This window comes from Micromonospora sp. WMMD1076, assembly GCF_029581475.1.
Lineage (GTDB): Bacteria > Actinomycetota > Actinomycetes > Mycobacteriales > Micromonosporaceae > Micromonospora > Micromonospora aurantiaca.
In genome coordinates, this window is sequence record NZ_CP120862.1 from 4812719 (window position 1) to 4833218 (window position 20500).

At 71.6% G+C, this 20500-nt stretch carries 11 protein-coding genes; 6 read left to right on the top strand and 5 right to left on the bottom strand.

Features of this window, described 5'->3' with window-relative positions:
• Positions 1-4: 4 nt before the first annotated feature.
• Both O7622_RS22585 and O7622_RS22590 read right to left on the bottom strand, forming a co-directional pair.
• Positions 5-319 (bottom strand): nucleotidyltransferase domain-containing protein, encoded by a 315-nt coding sequence (locus tag O7622_RS22585; RefSeq protein ID WP_282310199.1) that lies wholly within the window; start codon positions 317-319, stop codon positions 5-7.
• Positions 316-9654 (bottom strand): neuraminidase-like domain-containing protein, encoded by a 9339-nt coding sequence (locus O7622_RS22590; protein ID WP_282310200.1) that lies wholly within the window; start codon positions 9652-9654, stop codon positions 316-318. The genes O7622_RS22585 and O7622_RS22590 overlap by 4 nt, the downstream gene beginning before the upstream one ends.
• 299 nt (positions 9655-9953) lie before the next feature.
• Here O7622_RS22590 and O7622_RS22595 point away from each other — a divergent pair, with 299 nt between their 5' ends.
• Positions 9954-10454 (top strand): hypothetical protein, encoded by a 501-nt coding sequence (locus O7622_RS22595; protein ID WP_282310201.1) that lies wholly within the window; start codon positions 9954-9956, stop codon positions 10452-10454.
• Positions 10455-10514: 60 nt separating this feature from the next.
• Here O7622_RS22595 and O7622_RS22600 read toward each other — a convergent pair whose 3' ends face one another.
• Positions 10515-11528, bottom strand: coding sequence for a cupin-like domain-containing protein (locus O7622_RS22600; protein WP_282310202.1), 1014 nt, complete (start codon positions 11526-11528; stop codon positions 10515-10517).
• The gene (locus O7622_RS22605) at positions 11525-11686 is read right to left on the bottom strand and encodes a hypothetical protein (protein ID WP_282310203.1); all 162 of its coding nucleotides are present in this window, start codon (positions 11684-11686) and stop codon (positions 11525-11527) included. The genes O7622_RS22600 and O7622_RS22605 overlap by 4 nt, the downstream gene beginning before the upstream one ends.
• 204 nt (positions 11687-11890) lie before the next feature.
• Between O7622_RS22605 and O7622_RS22610 the strand changes: the two genes are divergently transcribed.
• The 5 genes from O7622_RS22610 (at position 11891) to O7622_RS22630 (ending at position 19597) form a co-directional block, all read left to right on the top strand.
• The gene (locus O7622_RS22610) at positions 11891-15037 is read left to right on the top strand and encodes a hypothetical protein (protein WP_282310204.1); all 3147 of its coding nucleotides are present in this window, start codon (positions 11891-11893) and stop codon (positions 15035-15037) included.
• A 99-nt stretch (positions 15038-15136) separates the two neighbouring features.
• A complete protein-coding gene (locus tag O7622_RS22615) occupies positions 15137-17089 on the top strand; it encodes a sensor histidine kinase (protein WP_282310205.1) in 1953 nt (650 codons plus the stop codon).
• The gene (locus O7622_RS22620) at positions 17086-17763 is read left to right on the top strand and encodes a response regulator transcription factor (protein ID WP_282310206.1); all 678 of its coding nucleotides are present in this window, start codon (positions 17086-17088) and stop codon (positions 17761-17763) included. Before O7622_RS22615 ends, O7622_RS22620 begins: the two co-directional genes overlap by 4 nt.
• Positions 17764-18177: 414 nt before the next feature.
• Entirely contained in the window at positions 18178-18570 is a 393-nt protein-coding gene (locus O7622_RS22625) for an SCO5389 family protein (RefSeq protein WP_282310207.1), read from the top strand.
• On the top strand, positions 18560-19597 hold the full coding sequence (locus tag O7622_RS22630) for an LLM class flavin-dependent oxidoreductase (protein ID WP_282310208.1): 1038 nt from the start codon (positions 18560-18562) through the stop codon (positions 19595-19597). Before O7622_RS22625 ends, O7622_RS22630 begins: the two co-directional genes overlap by 11 nt.
• Before the next feature lie 73 nt (positions 19598-19670).
• On the opposite strand, the gene O7622_RS22635 is transcribed toward O7622_RS22630, so the two are convergent.
• Positions 19671-20054, bottom strand: coding sequence for a transcriptional repressor (locus O7622_RS22635; protein WP_282314196.1), 384 nt, complete (start codon positions 20052-20054; stop codon positions 19671-19673).
• Positions 20055-20500 lie beyond the last annotated feature (446 nt).

Consider the following 20500-nt stretch of genomic DNA (forward strand, 5'->3'; position numbering starts at 1 on the left):
CACCTCACCGTTCGTAGATCGTGCGGGCAGTGGGCCACATGGTGGAGAACAGCGAGTACGGGTCGGTCTGCTCCTGCTCCATCTCCTCCGGCGTCACGAAGAGCAGGTCGGTCTTGAACGCCATCCGGTTCAGCGCCGCGACCACGTCCCGCCCGCGCAGCCAGCGCGGGTGGTCCGACCTGCGCACCACCACCAGGTCGAGGTCACTGCGCTCGGTCGCAGTGCCCTTGGCCTGCGAGCCGAACAGGATGATCCGGTCCGGGTCGTAGAGCGCCACGACACGTTCCACGACCCGCGCGATGTCGGCGTCGCGGATCACTGCGCCACCCGGTACTTGATCAGCAGCACCAGATCTTCGATCTCCGCCGGTGTGAGCGACCGGAAGTCCGGTACCCCGGCGCGGCGTAGCCTGAGCGTCCACCGCGGATCGGGCACCTCGGCCGGGGCCCGGCCGAGGTGTGCCGGCGGGGTCAACGTCGTACCGACGTGGTGCAGGCCGTTCAACGTGCTGTCCGGCCGGATCGCGGTGACGACGTCCGGCCCGCCGGGCCGGCCGAGCACCAGCTCGTACTCGGTACCGTCCAGCTTCGACAGGACGTCGACCTCGGTCGCCGTCAGGTCCAGCCCGCGGGTGAAGAACGCGAAGTCGTCCGCGGGCGTCGGGATCGTGAGCACCTGGTCCTCGCCCTCGCCCGGGTGCAGGAACCGCTGCCAGGCCGCACTGTGCTGCTGCCGGGCGCTGATCAGGCGGTACAGGCCGGTCCGGCTCTCGGCCAGCGCCACCGTGTTCAGGTGTGCCCGGACCGCGGTGCGCGCCTGCTCGGCCAGGACCGCACCGCCGTCACGGGCCGTGTACCGCACGTGGAGCACGACATCGGTGATGGTGCGGATGTCGAACTGCGGGTAGACCGGGTTGAGGCGCAGCCGCCACGTGCTGATCGCCCCGGCCCGCTCGAACGGCAGGTACCGCTCGTCGTCCAGCCGCGCCTCGAACATCCCGCTGTCGTTCTGCCCACTGCTGGTCACGATCGCGTCGACGCCGCCCAGGTCGTCGGCGAACCGCGGGTCGTCGCCCGCGTTGCGCACGTACTGCGGTGACACGCCGGTCGTGGTGCGCACATGGTTGTCCAGCAGGGTCAGGGTGAGCGGCACACCGGCGTACGGCCCGGCCACGCACGGCACGCTGACCCCGACCTGCTTGAGCCGGCGCTGGTAGTGCCCCGGGTTGTCCAGGTCGAACAGCAACTCCGGCACGCTGACCACGCACTCGCCGGTGGCCCGAAGCTGCACGAGGGCGTACGGGTCGAGGTTCAGCAGCGAGACGTGCTTGACCAGTTCCAGTTCCCGGACGTGGTCGGTGTAGAACGCCGACTCCATCCGGCGCAGGTGGTGCAGCAGCCGGTCACCGGCGAGCAGGCCCTTGCGGAGGCTGTCCCAGTACCCGAACTGGATGTAGGAGGTGTTCGGGGTGCCCAGCTCGTGGCGCAGGCACTGCTCGGCCCGCCGGGCGACGGTGTACGCCAACTGGTAGGCCTGGAAGTAGGTGGCGCTGGTCTGGCCGATCATCCACTCGAACAGCTCCGCGTTGGTGAACCTGGAGCGCAGGTGCTCCTCCACCGCCTCGGCGTTCTCGACGACCAGGTCGTGGTTCGTGCGGTTGGTCCTCGCGATGCCCTGGCGGACCGTCGCGGCCACCTGCTGTGCCGCCAGGTGCTCCAGCTCACGGATCGACTGGTCGTGCTGGAACCGCCACTCGTCCCGGCGTCGCTCGTACCCGGCCGTCGCGGTGCTCATCTGCGCCCTGGTCTGCAGTACCGCGGTGGCCACCTTGGCGACGGCGGACAACGAGCCGAGCGCCCCGGCCACGTTGGACCCGCCGAACCGAACGGTCGCGTGTGGCGTGCCGCCGACCCCGGACGCGCCGAACTGCACGTCCGGCACCAGGTGGGCCACCGCGGCGCCGGCGTCGAGACCGGCCCCGATCGCCTGCGCGACGATGCTGTCCTCCTGGGTAGCCAGCGCGGCGGCCTCCCGGCTGCTGGTCAGCTCGTCACGGCGGGTGCCGTAGTACGTCTGCCGTACGGCCACCACGTCCCTCTGCCGGTCGATGACAGTGAGTGCCTCGTCGGTCTCGGTGACCTGCTGGTCGTACAGGCCGCGCAGGCGGGTCTGCAGGATCCGTTCCGCGCCCGCCCGCAACCGCTCCAGGCCGTCGGCGTCACGCTGCTGCAGGGCGACCGAGAGCTGGTTGCCCAGCCCCCGGACGTACTCGGTCAGCTCGATCGCCTCGCGCAGGATCGTCCGGAACCGGTACGGCGGGAGCGCGGCGCCGGTGTCATCGGCCACGCTGGACAGATCCAGACCCGCGCTGACGGCCTGCACCAGTAGTGCCGGGTCGATCGCCGGGGCGAACAGCGCGAGGGGGCGGCTCACACCGTCCAGGTTCAGGCAGTGCCGGACCTTGAACAACCGGTCGGCGACGACGTCCCAGTAGCGCAGCAGCTGCGGGTTCGGTGGGACGGTGAAGTAGAGACCGCGCAGCACCGGCAGCGGCGGGGCACCGGCCGAGACGGTCGTGCTGGTGGCACCGACGGGTGCGATCGCGTTCTCGGCGGCGGTGACCGCGTTGCTGAAGTCGTCGAGCGAGCCCGCGAGGTCCGCGTACGTGGACGGTGCGCCCTGGTCGCGGGGCACCAGCTCGGGCCTCGGTCCCAGCAGATCGGCGGCCAGGACGTAGAGCTGGGTCGCCTCGTTGACCGACTCCCTGGTGTCCTGCCGGAAGAGCTGGTCACCCCACTCGATCAGGTTGTCGACGTACCGCATCACGATCGCCCGCTGGTAGGAGACCGGTCGCAGCGCGGCCACCGCGTGCGGGTCGAACGGGCTGTTGCGCCACGCCGCCACCTGCAGCTCGGCCTGCGGGTCGCGGTCGTGCACCGCCTGCATCAGCTGCTGGATCGCCTGGTGCCAGTAGTGCTCGTCCTGCATCCGGTAGAACGGCTTGGTCACCCAGAACCGTTGCGGCGCCGGCTCGCTGGTGGTGCTGGTGGGGTTGAAGACGTACTCGTACCAGCGTTTCGCCTCGGCGAAGCGCTGGTTGCGACGCAGCGACTCGGCGATCTGGAACGGGGTGTGGAAGAACAGCTCCCAGTTGTAGACGGCGTAACCGGCGTCAGGCTCGAAGTCGACCCCGTCCGCCGGGAACGGCGGCTGCGCCATGTTGGACACGTAGTAGCTCAGGAAGTCGAACGCGCTCTGGTCGTTGAGCTTCGCCGGCTCGGTCTGCAGGCGCCGGTCGAACAGCGCGTCGACGCCACCGGCGTGGAGCCGCCGCAGGAACAGCGGCACGTACTCGTGGTGGAACGGCACGAACCGGTACCGCACGAACGAGTACGGCGTGTATCCCGACGGCGGTGGCGTAGCGGTGTAGTAACCGTTCCCGATCGGGTAGTAGAACGTCGGAATGACGAAGTACTGCCGGCGCTGGTCGGCGTAGAAGAACGGCAGCGACGAGTCGAACTGGTGCTGCTGGTGCGGCACGATCAGCCGGTACCGGTCGGCGTTCGCGAGGACCTGCAGCGACTGCAGCTCACCGTCGAGGTACGCCGACACGTTCATCGGCGAGGTCCGTGGGCGGGTGACCGAGTACATCGTCTGGGCGACCGGCACCATCGCCATGCCCTCGCGGGCGGTGTTCGTCGGCACCAGGATGCGGTCCAGTCGCCGCGCGGTGGGCAGCACACCGGTCCCGACCGTCTCCAGGCTGACGTCACGCAGCGCGTCCAGGTCGTACGTGCTGAACACCTCGACCGGGTTGCCGATGCCCTGGAAGACGAACTGTCCGCGGTGGAAGCCGTTGTTGAACACATTGATGTACAGCTGGCCGGCACCGTACTGCGCCGAGCGCAGGTTGACGCCCTTCGACTGCACCATGCCGTCGAACACCACCGCCTGGTGGGTGGTCTCGGCGGGCAGCCACGTGCCGTCCTTGAACTCGCTGTAGGCGAGCTTCACCTCGATGTGCGTCCCGGGCGGCGGCGGCTGGCTCGTCGACATCTGCATCGCCGGCAGCGGCTGTTCATGGTTGGACCGGCGGCTGATGACGCCCCAGAACAGGTGTAGGCGGCCGCGGACCACCACGGGCAGCACGTGCGTGCCGGTGATGTCCAGGTCGATCTTCGTCCAGGCCGTCCACCGGGACGAGTCCACCCAGATCCGGTGGTAGTACGACGGCGGCGAGCCGGCTTTGCGGGCGATGATGTGCAGCCGGGTCGGCGAGCTGGACTCACGGTACATGCCGACGACGTCCAGCCGGGACACCGTGTTGAGCTGCTCCAGGTAGCCGCGGAAGGCGTCCTCGGCGCGGCCGGTCGTCACCTCGCCGCGTTGCAGGTCCGCCTCGAGCTGCTTGAACAGCGGCGACTTCTCCGTACGCAGCTCCGGCTGGATCCAGTTCTCCGGGTAGAGGAAGACTTGACGGTTGGCCTCCCACACGCGGTACCGGTTCATCCAGCGCCACTGCGCCCAGTCCGGGTCGACTGCCGTGTCGATGACGATGCCCGGTTCCAGGTTCAGCAAGCACCGCTGGACGAACAGCTGCACGGCGCTGGCGGCCTGGACGATACGCGACGTGCCCTGGCAGGCGCTCATCTGCACATCGATCAGATAGCGGGCGTAGACGTCGTCGGGGTCGTGCCACCGGGTCACCGCGGCCGGCGGGTGGGCGAGCAGGTAGCCCAGCAGCGCGTCGCGCTGACGTTCGCGCAGCGCGTCCCGGGGCGGTTTCGCCACCCTCGGCCACTGCTGCGCCGAGTACCTCGCCTTGACGCTCTGCCGGATCGCGCGGGCCTGCGCGGCGGTCACCGTCGCACCGAGCCAGCCGGCCACCTCGGCCGCGCCGAGGCCCAGCCGGTCCAGCTGCGCGAACGCGGCGGCGAGCCGGGTCAGCGCCACCTCGGTACCGAAGTCCTGCGGATAGCCCAGGTCGAGCAGCCCGCGGTCGGCCGCGCTCGCCGGATCACCGGCGAGCACCCGCAGACTCTGCGGCAGCCACCCGGTCCGGTCGGCGAGTGCTTGCAGGTACGCCTGCTTGGTCGCACCGGTGCGTGCGGACTCCAGCAGCGCGACGATCGGCTTGCCGCCCAGCACCGCGCGGACGGACGTGGCATCGGTCAACCGCCGCCACCCTGCGTAGCGGCCCTCGGGATCCTTCGCCGGTTGGACCGGCAGTGTCGTCGGGTCCAGCCAGTGGGCGGCCACCCCGTGCGGGCGCAGCCACGCCGTCTCGTCGGCCGACAGACCGGAGGCGGCGACCAGGCGTGCCACCTTCGCCAGCCGCTCGTACGCGACGAAGTAGCCGCCGAACCCCGGCTCGCTCGGCCTGATCGGGCTGTCCGCGAGCGCTGCGTCGCGCGTGATCGTGGGCAGCAGCAACAGGTCGGCCAGCAGGCTCGACGCCCGGTCGTCCAGCCCGCGGAACCAGTCCGACACGAGCGTCGCGACGATGGCGGTCGGCAGCGCGAGCGCGTCGGCCAGCTCCTGCACCACGACGCTGGAGCCGAGGGTGCGCCGGGCGTGCTCGACCAGCCGTACCAGCAGGTACTCGTACCGGCTCTGGCCGGGACGCAGCGCCGCGCTGCCGACCAGCACCTTCTGTACGGCCGGGACGTCCACGAGCGCACCGAGTGCCGTGGCGATCACCGACCGCTGCGCGTCCTCGCTCAGCGCCGTCGCGCCGCTCAGGACCGCCGTCACCGCGTCGACGTCGGCGGCCTGGAGCAGGCTCGCCAGGCGCTGCCGGACGATGGAGCCGCGCGGATCCTCGGCCGGTACGTGCTCGGCGGCGAGTGTCGCCAGCCGGTCGCGGATCGAGCGGAGCAGTGTGCCGACGGCGACCTCGTCGGGCGCGAAGCCCTCCCCGACATGGCGCAGCAGGTAGCTCAACTCGGCGACGCCGAAGCCGGAGCGCCGCACCCGGTCCACCTCGGCACAGAACTCGGCCAGCAGCTCGGGGCGGGCCGCGTCGAACGGGTTCAGCGGTTCGGCGAACGGCGGTGCCGGCAGCGTCCGCTCGGCCAGGGCGCGCATCGCCACGAACTCGCGCATGGTGAGCCCGAGGCCGCGGGCGAGGACGGCGCACCGGTGCAGCGTCGCCAGGTTCGCCAGGTTCAGCGCGCCGTCGGTGAACGCGTCGATGGCGATGACCAGGTCCTCGTCGGCGACCTGGAACGCCGCCACCAGGGCCGGCCGGTGCTCGGTGAGCTTCGGGCCGGAGGCGATCGCCGCGATCTCCGTGCCGGCCGCGTCGAGCGTGAACACCGGGTCGACCGGGTTCAGCACCGTCCGGTTGGCGAACAGGATGCCGTACAGGCTGCGCTGCGGATCGTCGCCCGGCAGCGGCGGGACGTCCCGCGTGTCGATGCGGCCCAGCAGGCTGACCGCGACCAGCGGGTCGAGCGTGAACCGGCGGGCCGCCGCGCGGACGGCGTACAGCTGGCGCAGCGACGCCGAGGTCAGTGTCCCGCCGAGCGCGGCCACGGCACCGTCGGTGTCGTACAGGCTCCAGCCCAGCGCCCGGGTCAGCCGTACGAAGCGGTGCATCCGGTTCAGCACGTCGGCGGTCAGCCCCACGACCCGGGTCTTGGCCAGGTCGCAGGTGTCCGGCGGGTCGCACACGAGCGTGACCGTGCCGGTCGGGTTGACGAAGCGGGTGTTCAGCAGCCGGGTGAACTCCACGTAGGACAGGCCGGCCCGGTCGAGCAGGATGCGGATGCGGGACAGCACCTCCAGCCACGAGCCGGACACGACGATGCTCGCGTCGACCGGATCCCGCACCGCGTTGCCGTTCTCCGCCAGGCCCCAGAACTCCCACGGCTTGCGGCCGGCCACCAGGGGGCCGGCGGTGACGATGTCGGCCTGCGTCGGTGACAGCCCCAGCCCCTCGGCGGCGGCTGCGGCCGTCGGCGCGCTGCCGGGTGCCGCCGGCGGGGTCAGGGCGCGCATCAGTTCCACCCGGTCGGTGTCGAGCAGCCGCAGGTACGTGCGGGCCTCGGTGAGCGGCAGGTCGAACGGCAGCCCCCACGGGAACACCGCCGCGGCCAGCTTCGCGTACGCCGCGTCGTTGACGTACTGCGGGTTCGCGTTGAGCTCGTCGGTGCTCAGGGTGGTCTGCCTGGCCCGGGCGGCCGCCGACGGGTTCGCCGGCGGGGCGACCGCGTCCTCCAGCAGCTCGTTCACCAGGTCCAGGTACGGCAGCACGGTGTTCGTGTTGGCGCAGCTCAGCTCGATCTGGGCCAGGTCCGGCCGGCGGTTGAGCAGGACGTTCTTGAGCGAGGACGCACCGAACTTCCGCTTGTCGAGGAAGTGCAGCAGGTCCACGAGGTACGCGGCCGGGCTGAGCACCGATCGGCACTCCTGGCACGCGCACATGTCGAGCGAGCCGAACAGCGACTGCAGATTGGGGAAGTCGTCCGCGATCGCCGGTACGGGTGTCTGGGCAGCCGCCGGTCCGACTCCGACGAGCTGCGCGTTGAGGTTCATCGCGTACGTGAGCGCGACGCCGTAGGTCTGCTCCGCCGTGCGGAACACCCGTGCCGCCTCGGTCGGGCCGATGTCCGGGTGCCCGGCGTACCGCTGCGTGAAGGCGCTGCGACCCATCGCGTACACCTGCTGCGCGGAGTGGATCCGGTCGGCCAGCAGCGGCTTGGCGATCGCGTACCGGCCGGCGACCTTGACCAGGCGCTGGCTGGTGAGCAGGGCCTCGCGGACCGCTGCCCGCTCGGCGGAGCGCACCGCGGCCGGGTGGTCCTTGAGGTAGCGGTCCACGTCGGACCGGCGCAGGCTGAACGCCGGCTGCTCGTCGATGAACGTCACCACGGCCGCCTTCGCCGTCAGCGGGCTCGCGCTGTCGTCGGCGAGGCGCGCTCCGAACGCGGTCGTCGGGTGCATCCGCTCGAAGTTGCGTTCCAGCACCTGCGCGTACACGTCGGCCCCCTGTGCCGGGTCCGCCACCCGCATGTTGGGCGGCACCCCGATCGGCGGTCCACCAGCGGTGTCGAGCAGCATCGCCTTCCATGCGGCGGCGGAGAGCTTGGCGAGGTCCCGGGTACCGGCGAGCTGGCCGTCGCGGCGCCGCGCGAGCAACCGGGTGACGAGCGGCATGTACCCGCGGGTCGCGTCGCTGACCACCGTCGCGAAGCGCAGCGTGTCGACCTCGGCCGGGGTGAAGTCCGGGTTCGCCGCCAGGTCCTTCCAGAACTGTTCACCGGGTACGGCGGACTCGTGCGACAGCGCGGAGAACCGTTCCTGCTTCGTGGTGGCGATCCCCGCGGCGGTCAGCACCGTGCCCAGTGGAGTCTTGTTGACGCCGCTCGGCGAGGCGAGCCGGGCCGTCGCGGCGAGCTTGTCCAGCGCGTCGAGGTCCTGGGTCACACGTTGGGCGTACCCGGGAGTGACGATGCCGGCGTCGAGCGCGGCGCGGACCGCCTGGGCACGGGTGGCGGCGGCGGTACGGGCCAGCGCCGTCAGCAGCCGGGTGGCGTTGCGGTCGAGGTCGGTGCCGTCGCTCATGTCGGCGAGCACCGCGATGGACGCGTTGGCCGGCACGTCCATCCGCAGCAGCGCGTAGAACAGCTCGGGCGGCAGGCCGGTCTGCCCGGCCAGGCGGACGGCCACCGAGTAGGTGGCGACCTGCTCCCGATCGAACCCGGCCGACTCGGCCAGGTACGTGAGGTCCTGATGCTGGTCGTTCTCGACGATCTCGTCGGCCCGCAGCGACCCGAGCAGCTTTGTCACGGCACCACCGAGCCGGTCCAGCTCCGACGGCTCCGTGCGCCGCTCCCCGCCGAGCGGCAGGTCGACGCGCACGCGGGTGCCGGCCCGGTGCCGTACCGCGGAGCGGAACAGCCGTCGGCCGTCCGCGCCGAGAACGTCGACCTGCAGGTCGATCCCGCCGGTGCCCTTGCTCACCACGTCGGGCGGCGTCTGGTACCCGACCGCGTACTGTCCGTCGGCGTCGGTGGTGGCGCGGCCGAGTTCGGTCTCGTCGCGCAGCCGCCGGCGCAGCACGACGACGGTGACCTCCGCCATCGGGAAGCCGTTCGCGTCGAAGACGGCACCGTCGACGAGCGAGTCGTTCGCACCCGGCGCCGCGACGCCCGGCCCCGCATCGCCGCCGAGCCGCTCCACGGTGTGCCGCGCCAGGCTGATCGTGGCCGCGTCGAGGTCCCCCGTGGACGCCATGCCGAGCAGGGTCTGCAGGCGGGCCACGGCCTCGCGGGTGGTGGCGCCCAGCCTCCCCTTCTCCCGCTCCGAGGGGTCGACGTCGATGCCGAGCGCGTCGAGCGCCCGGTGGACGAGGGTGACGTCGCCGTCACCGAGCCCGTCCGGGATCCGCCCAGCGGGGCGGGTCGCCGGCGATCGCCCTGGCACCGAGGCACCCAGAGCCGCGGCGGTCGTCTCATCCACGATGGCGGTGTCGGCCAAGCCGTGATCGCGCTGAAACCGGGCCACCGCGTCGGCGGTCGCGACCCCGAACACACCGTGGTCGAACTCGTCGGCCGGGATCGCGAGGCCGAGGGCCAGCAACGCCCGGTGCAGCGTTGTCACGTCGTCACCGGTCAGTCCGGCGTGCAGGTTACGCCCCGCGAGCCGCATGATGGTTCCCCTTCGGGCAGGCACTTGGCCTTACCAGTTCTACGAGGGGACCGATGCGCCGGTCGTCGGCAACGGCTGCCCAACTTTGCTCGGCCGGTACCTACGAAAAAGCGCTGGGGCGAGTGTCGGCGCCGCGACAGTCCGGAACGCGGCCACGAACGGTGCGGAGAGGTCGCCTCCTTCAGGAGGAAGCCCAAGTCAAGATCAGGGTCACTTGACACGGCCCCTCGGTTTGGGTCGTCTGAGCCAGGGAAGGCGCTTCGCTGCAGCCGGAAACGCCAGCAGCGAAGGGACCTCACGTGATTGGGCCGGTTCAACTCATCCTGATTGGCTATACGCAAGCCAACCTTCCCCGTTCCGTCAAGCAGCAGATCGACTCGCTCAGAGACAACCCCGGCATCCGCCTGCTCGACGTCTACCAAATCGACATGGACCGCAAGCGAATTCTCTCCGAGGGAGAGAGCGAGGGGCCGACGCCCGAAATGGGCGCAATTATCAAACGACTGCTGACTGCGGCGGGAGCAGCCGCGACTCTGGGTGAAACTGCCCTGAGCGGCACCGGCTACCTCATGCATGGAGACGAGATTCCCGATCTGCGGACGCACGTTACAGCAGGCACCCACGTCGTTGCCTTGCTGATTGAGCATCGCTGGGCGAACCCCCTGTGGAATGCCGTACGGAAAAGCACCGCATTCCCCATCACCGACGGGTGGATGGGACGTGAAGCACTTCAGAAAGCTGGCCTGGCCACCAACGAATCCGAGAGTCGGTCCGGTGTGAGCGGGGAAGCCGTCGTGTAGGCCGGTGCGGTGCTGGACGCTCTTGAGCCGGTTCTTCACGATCGGCCCGCTCCCGCGCGGTCACCCGTCGGCGCGGGCCGACGGCGGGGTGGCCATCCGGTGGTTCTGCCCGGGTACCCGGAAGTGGTGGAAGGTGACAGTGGCACTGAGGTCGAGCGCGTGCACCCAGTGCCACCAGCCGACCGGTACGAGCAGCATCTGGCCCGGTTCGAGGATGGTCTCCAGCACCGTGGCCTCGGCGTAGCGGGGATGCCTGTCGAGGTCCGGCCGGGCCGCGTCCACCGCGCTGAAGGTCCCGCCCCGCGGATAGACCAGATGCCGCTGGTACGACGGGACCAGCCGTACGTGCTTGCGGCCGAGCACCTGGCACAGCAGCACGGTGCTGTTGTCGACGTGCAGCGGGGTCACCGTGCCGGCGGGGCCGAGAAGCAGGTGCCCGCCGCCTGCGGGGTCGACGAGATGACCGGGTGGGCGCACGTCCTGGGCGAGTGCCCGGAGCGCGCCGTTCCAGTTCTCGTTGCGGGGGACCATGTAGTAGTCGTTGGTGCGCGTGCCGGAGCCGAGCAGCGCCAGGTAGTCGCGGAACGGCATGGTGGTGCGGTGCCTGTCGTACTGCCAGGCGTGGTCGGGGTTGGCCTCCCGGCCGGTCATCACCTCGACCACGGCGTCCGGGCACCGGCGGGCCATCCGCTCCAGCGTCCAGTGCCGTGCCGGCCAGTCGGTCATCAGGCCGTCCAGGACGACGGGGCGGTTGCCGTAGTAGTAGCGGCCGAAGAACTCCGTCGCGGTGAGGTCGGCGCGCCGTTCCAGGTCGCGTCCGCCGTCGTCGTCGCGGAGCACCCGGTAGGTGTCGAGCACCGACTCCATCCAGTCGTAGCGCAGCGCGAGCCGCCGGCAGACGACGAAGTACGGGTGGGAGGCCAGCGACGCCAGTTCGGCGTCGACGGCGTCGGCGTCCGCGCCCGCGGCGACGGCCGCCGCGCGGGCCTGCTCGATGGCGATCCCCATCGCCAGGTTCTCGGCGAGCCACTCCCGCCAGGCGGGAAGCAGGCCCGGCGCGGCGGCCACGGTCACCGGGTCGCCCCGGCCGGCGTCAGCGGTCGGAGCGACGCCACGGCGGCGTCCGTACCGGCCGGCGGCGGGGTGAGCCGGGGCGACCGGGTGTACTCGGAGCAGTTGACGTAGGAGTTCTTCACGTGGGCCGGGATGTGGTCCGGCGAGTTGTCGGTCATGCCAGGCAGTCAACCGGCGCGGCGTCCCGGCCCGCCAGGGACGCCGGTCCCGTCCGGCACGGGACGGCGGGCTCCGCCGGACGGACGACGCACCGGTCCCGCCGCCCCGGGACATCCACCCCTGGCCGGCGGGACGTACCCCGGCGCAGGCTGCGCTGCGCGTCGGCCGGCCTGGCGGGCGCGGAGTGATCCGGAGGAATCCCAGTGGGTGTGATGGTGTGGGCTCCCCGCCGACGGCGGCGGTGGAGAGCGCTGGTCGCCGCGGTCGTGGCGGCGGTGGTCGTCATGTCGCCGACGCCGGCCGTGGCGGCGGACGCGGTGGACTACGAGGCGACGCGGTTCCACGACGGCGTGTTCGCCGCGTATCTGCGGGCGCACAACGGTGGCGTGGCGGGGCTGAAGAACCTGGTGCTCACCGCGGAGCTGCTGGACTGGCGGGGACGGAACCCCGGGGCGTCCCGCGACGACGTGATGCGGCACCTGGTGAGCACGCGGCAGGCGGTCAACGCGGCGGGAATCTCCGACACCACGGCCCGCACCACCTACACGACCATGATCAAGGTGATCGACGCGCTGTCCGGGGTTCCGGGAGTCTCCATCGGCGCGCCGATGGTCAAGGGGTTGCTGGACGCCACCGTCGGCGGCACCATCACGGCCTCGGCCGAGGTCGAGGACGCGGTGACCAGCGCCTACCAGAACTACCGGTGGATGGACGCGCTCTACGCGCAGCAGGAACGGGCGTGGGGCCAGCTCACCCGGGCGGCGGCGCAGGACGCCGACCTCGCCGCGGCCTGGGACGGGGAGATCGGCGCGCAGCTCAACGTGCGCTCCACCGCGACCACCGAACAGTTGCTCGCCGACCCGCTGCTCGCCTCCTTCGTCAACACCGAGGCCATCCTGGAGCACCTGGGCAACGAGCAGGCGTACCTGGCGGCGCTGCGCACGGAACTGCGCGGGGCGCTGGAGAAGGTCTCCGAGCAGAACTCGGAGATCATCGACCGGCTGGCCGCCGCCGACCTGAAGTATCCGGTCGGTCCCGGGCCGAAGCCGACGCCGCAGGACTACACGGCCGCGCTGGCCGAGAGCGCCGGCCGGCAGGTGGCGATCGACGCCGCCGGCTCCGCGGTCACCATCCTGGCCACCCTCGCCGGGTTCGCCGACGAGAAGGCCGGCAAAGAGGTGCTGGCGATCGGCAAGGCCGCGGTCGGCATCGCCACCGCGATCAACCAGTACCTGCCCACAGTGGCCGGGCTGAACCTCAGCGACGCCATCGGCTCGCTGAGCACGGTGGTGCTCACCGGCAACGTACTCGGCGCCGTGATGACCCTCGCCCCGCTGTTCCTGGGCTCCGGCCCGAGCGAGCACGAGCTGGTGATGCAGGAGATCGGCAAGCTGCGCGAGCAGGTCGACGAGCTGCGCACCGAGATGCACGACCGGTTCGACCGGGTCGAGGCGATGCTCACTGCGGTGTACGACGACATCATGTCGGTCCTGCACCGGATGAGCACCGACCTGGCGGGCGTGGTCCGCGACATCGACGCGATCAAGCGCCAGATCAACGGCCTGGAGACCCGGGTCGACCAGCTCAGCCTCTCGATGCAGGAGGCGCTGAAGAAGAGCGCCCTCAACGACACCGAGTTCGTCATCAACACCTACGTCGGCTACACCGCGCGCACCAAGCGTCCCCTCTCGGTGGCCCAGTACGACGAGACGGAGGGGCGGCTGTTCACCACGGCCACCTCCACCGCCGCCGGCGCGCCCTTCGTCCTCACCCCGGCCGAGTGGTCGCAGCCCGGCGTGGACCCGGTGCGGGTGCTCGACGAGAAGAGCCCGTACGGCGCGATCGACTACCTGTCCTACCTGGCCCGCACCTGGGATCCGGCGTACCCGGCCACCACCAAGGTCCCGCACGCCGGGGTGTGGACGATGTCCGCGCGGGCGTACACCGCGCTGGCGTTGGAGAACCCGGCGCTGGCCGGCGACATGACAGGCGACGACTCGTTCGCCGCGCGTGTCGGCCGCTCCGGCCAGGTCATCGTGGACGCGGCCGGCAGGTTCAGCAGCCCCACCCCGGACGGGCACCGCAACGCGCTGTTCACCGGCCTCGTCGACAACTACACGAGCGCGGTCAACGCCCAGTCCACCGAGCTGCGCCGGCTCCGGGACACGGTCACCGGCGGCGGATACAACCCGTGGTACGGGCCGGACCAGATGCCGCCGACCCGGCTGACCAACACCCGCTCGTACTGGTCCGCCGACAAGCCGAAGGGCTACAACGCCGACGCCAAGATGTCCGGCTGCGAACCGTTCAGTCCGCTGCCGCGGGTACGCATCCCCGCCAATGTACAGCTCGGCGACCTGCCGAGCGCGTTCCAACTGCTCGCCCACGGCACGAGGGAGCAGTTCGAGCCGCACTTCCGGATCTGCTACGACGCGGAGTTCGTCAACCCGACGACCACCACCGGCCCCCGTTCCGAGATCACCAAGGCCGACCTCCAGTTGACCGTCCGGGCGCAGATGAGCGTCGACCAGGGCGCGTTCTGGATGGACGTGCGGACGTGGCGCAACACGCGCGGCGCCGGGATCATCTGCTCGTGGAGCACCCGGTCCGACCCGCCCACCGGATACTGCCACGACGAGGTCTACGTGATGCGGTACGACGACGAGTCGGTGCACCTGCCGGCCTTCGAGACGGGTGCGCGCTCGGCCGACAACGCCGAGCGGCTGACCATCGCCCGCCGCCTGGCCGACCGGATGCTGTGGGGCAAGCAGAAGCGCTACTACCAGGTGGTCAACGCGGCGTTCGCCGACCCGACCTCCCCGCTGCGGGCCCGGGGCAAGAAGATCACCGAGGCGTTCCGGCTGCTCCAGGCGTACACCAAGCTCGGTTTCCCGGTCGCGCTGGACGCCGACGCCTCGCTCAGCGGCTACCTGCTCGGCGGCAACCTGTTGCCGAGCGAATACCGCCACCCCGGCGCGCCGGTCGGGCGGGACCTGCCGGACACCCACGTCAGCCGGGCGTACACCATCGCCGAGGCCGACTACGCACCCTGCGCGCAGCAGTCCCCCGGCGACCCGTGCCCCGAATCCACGGCCGAGATCGACCCGCGGGTCGGGCAGGCGGCCGTCTTCGGCCCGTCGTGCTCGGGCGCGGACAGCCCCGGCTCGCCCAACGAGTACCTCGGCAACTGCATCCACGCGGTGTCCATCGGACGGGCCGGTGAGCTGGCCGCGCTCTACGAGACGTACTCGCAACGCCTCGCCGGGAACGTCTACCGGGAGCGGCTGCCCGACGTCGCCGCGGTGATCGACCAGCTACGGGTCAGCGGCACGGCTGTCACCCAGAGCTGAGAGCGGGTGGCGGGCCGGTCCCCTCCGACCGGCCCGCCACCCGGCGCACACCGTTCCGGTGGTCCGCTGACGACACCGGACTGAGACAGTGGACCCGACATGCCGAACGTATCCAGGTCCCGGCGGTGGGCCGCGTGGACCGTCCTCGCCGTCACCGCCCTGCTCAGTCTCGGCGCGGTCGCCGCCTGGGCCGTGGCGACTCCCCCGCTCACCGCCACCCAGCTCTACTCCCTCGTCGACCTGCTCGACGGTGTCGTCTACGGGGCCGTGGCCTGGCTGATCGTGAGCCGGCAGCGCACCGGCGGCCGGCTGCCCGGCGCGATCGCCTGCACGGCGGCGCTGGGCAGCGCACTCTCCGCGTTCGCCGCCCAGTGGCAGCTCGCCGCCGGCGGACCGCCGCTGCTGGCCGCCCTGCACCAGTGGGCCTGGATACCGGGCCTCTACACGTTGGTCCTCGTCATGCCCTGGCTGCTGCCGGACCGGCCACTCGGCTGGTTCGACCGGCTCGCCGCCGCCACCGGCGCCGGCTACGTGGCGGTGATGCTGGCCGCCGCCGTCACCGCGCCGCCGCCGCTGGGGGTGCTGCCGCTGGCACCCGAGCTGCGCGAGGTCCGGGCCGCGCTGCTGAGGCCGCTGCTTCCCGTCCTGCCGTACCCGCTGGTCGGGCTCGGCCTGCTGGCCAGCGCCGGCCTGGCGTGGCGGTGGCGGCGAGGGCCCGCGCCGCAGCGCCACGGCCTCGGCTGGGCGACGGCCGGCAGCGCGCTGCTCACCCTCGCGTTCCTCGCCACGCTTCTGCCACCGGCGGTTCCGGCGGTCGTGCCCGCACTGCTGATGCTCGCCTCCCAGGCGTTCTTCCCCGCCGCCGTGGCGGTGGTGGTGCTGCGCCAGCAACTGTGGGGACTGCGGCTGGCCGTCCGCCGGACCCTCGTCTGGTATCTCATGACCGCCGTGGTGATCGCCGCCTACTGCGCCGCGGTGGCCCTGCTCGACAGGTTGCTGCCGCGGGCCCTGCCGCTGCCGCAGCTCGTCGTGACCGGCATCCTCGCGGCGGCCTTCCAGCCGATGCGCGAGGCGGTGCAGCGACGGGTGGACCGGCTCGTGCACGGCGAGGCGCCCGAACCGTTGCTGCACCGCGTGGTGCACAGCGTCGGGCGCACCACCGACATCGGCGCGACGGTCGCCGCCGCGCTCCGGCTGGCCGAGGTGCGCATCACCGAGGACGGGCCGCAGCCCCCGCCGCACCCACACGGAATCCCCGTCACCGTGCCACTGACCAGCGGTGACCGGCCGGTCGGCTACCTGCACGCCTGGCCCCGGCCCGGCGAGTTGCTCGGCGCCCGGGCCCGGGAGTCGCTCGCCGTCCTCGCCCCGGTGGTCGCCGCGCTCGTGGACCTCGCCGGCACCAACCGCGACCTGGCCCGGTCGCGGCAACGACTGGCGGAGGTACGCGACGAGGAGCGCCGCTCCCTGCGCCGGGACCTGCACGACGGCCTCGGTCCGGCGCTCAGCGGTATCGGGCTGGGGCTGGCCGCAACCCGCAACCTGCTGCGCCGCGACCCGGACCGGGCCGAGGACCTGCTGGACCGGCTGACCGACGAGCTGACCGCACGCGCGACGCAGGTCCGCGAGCTGGCACACGGCCTGCTGCCGCCGGTGCTCGCCGACGGCGGCCTGGGACCTGCCCTGGACCTGCTCCGCGACCAGTACGCCCGGGCCGGCCTGCGGATCGTGGTGCACGGACCGGCCACCGTCGACCCGCTGCCGGAGCCCATCGCCACCGCCGCCTACGGTGTCACCGCCGAAGCGATCCGCAACGTGCACCGGCACGCCGGGGTGGACAGGTGCACCGTGTCGCTGGACCGGCGACCCGGCCTGCTGCGCGTCACCGTCACCGACCAGGGCCGGGGTGTGCCGGCCGCCCCCACCAGCCACGGCGTCGGCCTGCACGCCATGCGGGAACGGGCGCAGGCGGTGGGAGCGGCCCTGACCGTGGGACCGGCCGGTGACCGCGGCACCACCGTCTGCCTGACGATCCCCCTGGAGCGGCCGTGAGCGACACCCCGATCCGTGTCGTCGTGGTCGACGACCACCCGGTCTTCCGGCTCGGCATGAGCGCGCTGCTCAGCACCCTGGGCGGCATCGAGTGCGTCGGCGAGGCCGCGGACGCCACCGACGCCCTGGCTCTCGTCGCCCGGGTACGTCCCGACGTGGTGCTGATGGATCTCCACCTCGGCTCGGGCTCCGGTATCGAGGCGACCCGGCTGCTGCGCCGCGACCATCCCGCGGTCCGGGTCCTCGTGGTGACCATGCTCAACGACGACGCGTCGCTGGTCGCCGCGCTGCGCGCCGGGGCGCGCGGCTACGTGCTCAAGGGGGCCTCGGCCGCGGACGTGGAGCGTGGCATCCGGGGCGTGGCCGGCGGCGACCTGGTCCTCGGCGCCCCGCTCGCCGACCGGGCGGGCGCTCTGCTCGGCGCCCGGTCCGACGGGCCGTTCCCCCAGCTCACCGACCGGGAACGCGAGATCCTCGGCCTGCTCGCCCGGGGCCTGTCGAACCCGTTGATCGCGCACCGGCTCGGACTGAGCGCCAAGACCGTCCGGAACAACGTCTCGGCCATCCTGGTCAAGCTGCACCTCGGCAGCCGCGCCGAGGCCATCGCCCTGGCCCGCGACAACGGACTGGGCGCGCCCAGCGCGGCCGAGGCGCCCGGCTTCCGCGGGCGCTGACCGCCGAGGCGGCAGCCGCGGCGCGGATCCTGACCCGCGCCGACGGGACAGCCCTCGTGGGAAGCAGCCAACGCGGACCGGCAGGCCGGAACAACACTAACGCTTCTGACTACGATTTGCACTAGCGGCTCCGGAATCACCTGACCTCGCGCCGCTCCTGCGGCATGGCCGGCCGACGTGCGTCCGACGAGGACACCGCCCCGGACGGCATCGACCCGATGCCCGAACGGGTGAGTGAATGGCTCCCGTCCCTCCTCGACGCAGGTGAAACAGCATCCGGCACTGTCGCGGCCGTTTGGAGCGGCCTGCGCCGAGCCGAACCGGCGAGACTGTTGACGAGGCGCACGGCTACGTGGTGTGCTCCCCCTGTAACTCTAGTGGCAACGATGGTCATTTCAGGTTACTAGGAGGATCATGTCTCTCACCGTCCCGCCAGCCCTGCTCGAAGCCGCCCAGGCGGGCCCAGTGGACGACGATGCCTTCGTCGCCTGCGTCCGCGACTCCCTCCCGTTCGCCTGGGAGACCGTCACCCGGGTGGTCGCGGAACTGGAGTCCTCCACCGATGACTTCGCCGACAACATCCTGCCACCGCCCACCGAGGCGGAGCGCGGCCAGTTGCTGCGGGCGCTGGCCAGCGACGCGATCCGCTCGGGTCTGGAGCGCCACTTCGGGGTGAAACTGGCTTTCCAGAACTGTCACCGGGTGGCCGCGTTCCGGTTGAGCGCCGTCGATTCCGACGCCTACCGCAGGTTCGTCTCGACGCGCGGGCAACTGCTCAACCAGTCACCAGAGCTGCGTGACTGCTGATCACCGGGTTGCCGGGTGGTCCGGCGAGCAGGTCCAGGCGCACCTGTTTCTGCTCGCCGGGCACCGGGCCGGCGGCAGCCACGCCACGGCGCTGTCGGACGCGCATTGCTACGGCCTGGCGGCGGAGGACGCCGGCTACGCCGGGGTCTGGATCGCCGAGCACCACTTCATCTCCTACGGGGTGTGCCCCTCGGCGACGACCTTCGCCGCACACCTGCTCGGGGCGACCCGCCGGATCGCCGTCGGCACCGCCGCATGCGTGCTGTCGGTTCGACACCCGGTGAGCCTGGCCGAGGAGGCCGTGTTGCTCGACGAGTTGTCGAACGGGCGTTTCCGGCTGGGAATCGCGCGTGGGGGTCCGTGGGTCGACATCGAGGTCTTCGGCACCGGCGAGGATCGCTATTCGCACGGCATGGCCGACGCACTGGAGATCCTGCTGGGGTGGCTGTCCGGCACGGCGACGGTGGCCGGCAACTCACGCTTCCCGTTCCGGCCGGTACAGGTGGTGCCCCGGCCCCGACGACCGGTACCGACCTGGGTAGCGGCGACCTCTCCGGCGACCGTCGACCTTGCCGCCCGCCACGGCCTGCCGCTGCTGCTGGGCCTGCACGCGAACCTCGACGAGAAGCGGGCGCTGCTCGCTCGGTACGCGCAGGTCGCAGCCGAGCACGGGCAGGACTGTTCACAGGTGCCGCACGGCAGTGTTCATCTGGCCCACGTCGAGGACACCGACACGGCGGCGGCCCGCACCGTACGCGACGGGCTGCCCGGGTTGCTGGCCGGCACCCGGGAATACGTTCGTCTCGACGGCGGTGAATCCGGCCCGCCCGACATCGAGGCGTATGTTCGTCGGCTCGTCGCCTTGCACCCGGTCGGTTCGCCGCAGCGGTGCCGGGCGGCCGTGGTGGCGGCCGCCGCGCTTCCGGGCGTACGCCATCTGCTGTTCCTCGTCGAGGCGACCGGCGACCGGGCGACCACGCTGCGCACCATCGGCCGGCTCAGCACGGAGGTGCTGTACGGCCGGTAGGAACGGGAGGACCTCACCCCTCCCGCGCGGGGCATTCCCGGCGGTGGTCGGCAGATCCACCACCGGACGGCATTCAGGCGGCGCAGGGGCCGCAGGTGCCGAAGATCTCCATGGTGTGACCGACGTCGGTGAAGCCGTGCTGGCTGGCGACCTGGTCGGCCCATCGTTCCACGGCTGGTCCGGCCACCTCGACCGTGCGGCCGCACTGGCGGCAGACCAGGTGATGGTGATGGCGGCTCTGGCTGCACCGCCGGTACAGTTGCTCTCCGCCCGGCAGCTTGGTGGAGTCGAGTTCGCCGGTGTCGACCAGCATCTGCAGTGTCCGGTAGACGGTGGTCAGGCCCACGCGCGCCTGGCGATCCAGGAGCATCTGGTGCAGTTGCTGCGCGCTGTGGAAGCCATCGACCTCACGTAGTAGCGCCAGCACCTCGGCGCGTTGGCGCGTGTTGCGGGTCATGCCGGCCGTCGCCTCGCTCACCGTTCACCGTCTCCGTTCCGTCCGTGGCCGACCCGCCGCGACTGGTCGGCGGCGCGTTGTCCTCGCGCCCCTCCGTGGGCCATCTGGCATCCGTACCCATTATGCATTGCGCATATATCCAATTGTCTCACTGACCCTAACAGGGCTGCGCAGATGCGAGCCGGGCGTACAACGTGGCCTGGGCAGGCATCCCGTGTACGCGCCATGCCCGGACTCAAGCGCCTGTGTGACGCCGAGAAGCGGGTTGGTCACGGGCGGGTCACAACGTCTCGTGCGCTTAGTGACAATGGCTTTCTATGAGCGGAGGATCCCCTTCAGTCGCGCCCGTCACCGAGCGCTCGCTCTGGGAGGAATCCGCCCGTGAGACATCCATCCCGATGGGGCAGGCGGGGCTTCGCCGCCCTGCTCGCCTCCGCCATCACCAC